Genomic DNA, 3,430 nt, shown 5'->3' on the forward strand with positions numbered 1-3,430 from the left:
GAGCGGCGGCGCCGATCGCGGCGAGCCGAGCGGGACGACGGGAGGGGGTGGAACGGAACATGGCGGTCCTTTCGTTGGGGGGAGGAGAGGATCAGGAGGTGGGACGGGGGAGCAGGTCGACCGGCTCGTCGGGCGAGAACGTGATGACCACGCCCGCGTCACCGCGTTCGACCGAGACCGGGCGCAGGGGGCCGGTCAGCGACTCGTAGAAGCGCAGCAGGGCGTCGGCCCCGGCGGCATCCCCCCGGGCGTCCTGACCCGCGAACGAGCTGACGATGAGCTGACGGTGCACGCCCGAGGGGTCGCCCTCGAGCTGCGTGATGTCGGCCACGTCGATCCGGCCCTGCGACGAGAGCTGGCCGAGGGTCAGCAGGATGCGTCCGTCGACGACGCCCGAGGTGAGCAGGTCCTGCTCCTCGCCGGGGACGCCGACGTCGGGGTTCTGCAGCACCTGCTGCCCGGCCACCGATCGGGCGGCGTAGAGGCCGTCGTCGGCGGCCTGCGCGAGCGCCGCCTGCGCGGTGTCGACCAGGCGCACGTCGACCTTCTGCGCGCCCTCGCCGAACGACGCCACGACAGCGCTGTTCTCGATCGCCTGGCGCACGGTCGGGAACTCGGTCGGGAAGGTGCGCATGGAGTCCGTCGTGATGACGTAGTCGTAGTCGCGCCACCCGTCGGGGGCGAGCTGCTGCACGTCGGTGTCGGTGTCGGCCTTGTAGTACCAGACGACGTTCTCGCGCTCGAACCCGGCGCGCACCAGGTCGACCCACATCGCGTCGTCCACGAGCATGCGCGAGTCGGCGGGGGCGTTCTGCGACATCCACGCCTCGGCGTCGCGCAGCGGACGATCGAGGTCGGCGAGCAGGAACCCGCGCAACTGCGCGGCCCACAGCGGACCCGCGGCCAGCACCGCGACGATGAGTCCGACGGCGGTGGCGACGCCGCCGATGCGCCGCAGGGCGCCGTGGGAGCGCAGGGCCTCGACGGCCACCTGACCCATTCCGGCGACGACCACGGCCGCGAACGGCAGCAGCATGATGACGTACGGCACGGGCAGGTACCCGCCGCGGAACATGAACGCCGTCAGGGCCAGCAGGGCGATCGCCCAGGGGCGCAGGCGACGCAAGAACAGCGCCGCGACGGCGGCCGCGAGCGCCGTGACGATCAGGACGGCGTCGAGCTGCCACCACAGTCCGACGGTGCGCGACATGAGGCTCTCGGGGTCGAACAGCGATCCGCTGCCCTCGCGCGAGGACAGCTGGAACGCGAGTCCGTCCCACAGGCTCACGCGCCCCGGGCCGGGAGCGACCTCGCCCTTGACCAGGGCGAAGGCGACGTAGGCGAGGCCGATCAGCCCCAGCACGGCCGAGGCGACCGACAGGGTGTACCGGCGCGTGGTGCGGTCCGCGCCGCGCCACATGAACCACGCCACGAGCGGCAGCGCGAGCAGGTACGTCTCTTTCGTGAGGACGGCGATGCCGAACGCGGCCGCGGCGCCGATGTACCCGGCGAGCTGGGCGCGGCGGCTCATCGCCAGCAGCAGCGCGGCGAGCAGCCACGCGGTGGCGATGTTGTCGAGGTACACCTGCCGGTGGAACTGCACCGCGAGCGGCGACAGCAGGAACAGCGCGACCGCCGCGGATGCCGTGAACCGGGCGAAGCCGATGCGGCGCACGACGAACCACAGCAGAACGGCGGCCGCTGCGGTGGCCGCGAGCATCGCCTCGCGGGCGGCGATCACGGCGACGTCGTAGCGGTTCCAGCCGTCGGTCAGACCCACCCAGGCCGCGATCTGCATCCACCCGAGGGGCGGGTGGTCGTACCAGTACGTGTAGTGCGTGAGCTCGCCGAGGTTGCCGATGCTCCACGCCTGCGCGGTGTACGTGCCCTCGTCGTCGATGCGCTGCGGGGAGCCGCCGAGGTTCAGGGCATTGACCACCAGGCCGAGGACGAGGGGAGGAAGCAGCCACAGCGCGTCGCCGAGCCGGGCGCGCCAGGGCGAGACGCGGCGACGCAGGCCCGCCGATGCGCGGTCGGAGGGGATGGTCCCGGTGGGGACGCGGTCGATCGTCGAAGTCATCGGGTCACCTCCGAGCCGGCGCCCACGAGGGTGGGCGCGGCGGATGGGGTCGCGGGTGCCGCGTCGCGGTGGGCGCCGGTGTGTTCGGTCTTCTCCCAGCTGCCGTCGCCGCGCAGCTGACGTACGACGCTGCGCACGGCGGCGGCGGCGAGGAACACCTGGTAGGGCACGAGTCCCAGCACCAGGCGGACGTAGTCGCGCACGCGCACCTTCTTGCCGTAGACGCGCCCGAACTCGGTCAGTCCCGCCGCCTCGGCGACGAGGGTGATGATCGTGGGCACGAGGGGCAGGAAGGTCAGCAGCGCCACCGGGGTGGGAACCTTCACGAGCAGGATGAACACGAGCGAGATGGGGATGAGCAGTCCGGTCGCCGCCTGCAGGAACGGCATGTTCAGCAGGTATCGGGCGTACATGCGCTGGCGCAGCGTCGGCAGCGCCTTCCACTCGCCCTTGCCGAGGACCTGCAGGAAGCCCTGGTTCCAGCGCGTGCGCTGCTTGTAGAGCGACTTCAGGGTCGGCGGGGTCTCTTCGCGCGTGACGTACTCGGGGTTGTAGGCGACGACGACCTTCGCGCCGTCGCTCGACAGCCGCACGCCGAGCTCGCAGTCCTCGGCGAGGCACTGGTCGTCCCACCCCTTCGACCACGAGAGGCGGTCGCGGGTGACGAACACGGTGTTGCCGCCGAGGGGGATGAACTTGGAGCGGGCGTGGAAGTGCAGGCGCGAGCGGAACCAGAAGTAGTACTCCAGGACGTTGCGCAGCGACCACCAGCTGGTCTCGAAGTTCATCAGCTGCACGCCGCCCTGCACGACGTCGGCACCGGTCTCTTGGAACTTGGAGTCCACGACCGTCAGCAGGCCGGGGTGCACCTCGTCCTCGGCGTCGAACACGCCGACGATGTCGCCGGTCGCGATCTGCAGGGCGCGGTTCAGCGCCTTGGGCTTGTTCTTGGGGACGCTGTCGTCCACGACGACCTTGATGAGATCGGGATGCCGTGCGGCGGCCTGACGCACCACCAGCTCGGTGCCGGGGTCGTCGTGGCCGACGATGGCGATGATCTCGAAATCGGGGTGATCCTGCTGCGCGAGGCGGTCGAGCGTCTGGCCCATCACCTCTTCTTCGTGCCGCCCGGGCACGAGCAGCGTGAAGCGGTGCCGCGCGGGGCGCGGCGAGGAGCTGAACTGCGTGGCGCGCAGATCGTCGGCGGAACGCCAGGCGTGGAGCATCCACCACAGCGTCGTCGTCGCGACGACGGTCAGGGCGAGCGCCAGGACGGTGACGCCGCTGTAGCCGAGCCACTCGCCGATCGACCAGTCGGGCAGGAAGCCGCCCGACACGGTGGTTCCGGGC

The 3,430-nt window shown here is 71.3% G+C and carries 2 protein-coding genes; both read right to left on the minus strand.

The features are described 5' to 3' along the window. Nucleotides 1–91 precede the first annotated feature (91 nt). The gene (locus DBR36_RS14245; RefSeq protein WP_108320429.1) at nucleotides 92–2,080 is read right to left on the minus strand and encodes a glycosyltransferase family 39 protein; all 1,989 of its coding nucleotides are present in this window, start codon (nucleotides 2,078–2,080) and stop codon (nucleotides 92–94) included. After that, nucleotides 2,077–3,430, minus strand: a 1,354-nt coding sequence (locus DBR36_RS14250; protein ID WP_308810966.1) for a glycosyltransferase, incomplete at its 5' end; no start/stop codon positions are given. The genes DBR36_RS14250 and DBR36_RS14245, both read right to left, overlap by 4 nt.

It is taken from the genome of Microbacterium sp. HMWF026, assembly GCF_003061325.1.
Classification (GTDB): domain Bacteria; phylum Actinomycetota; class Actinomycetes; order Actinomycetales; family Microbacteriaceae; genus Microbacterium; species Microbacterium testaceum_E.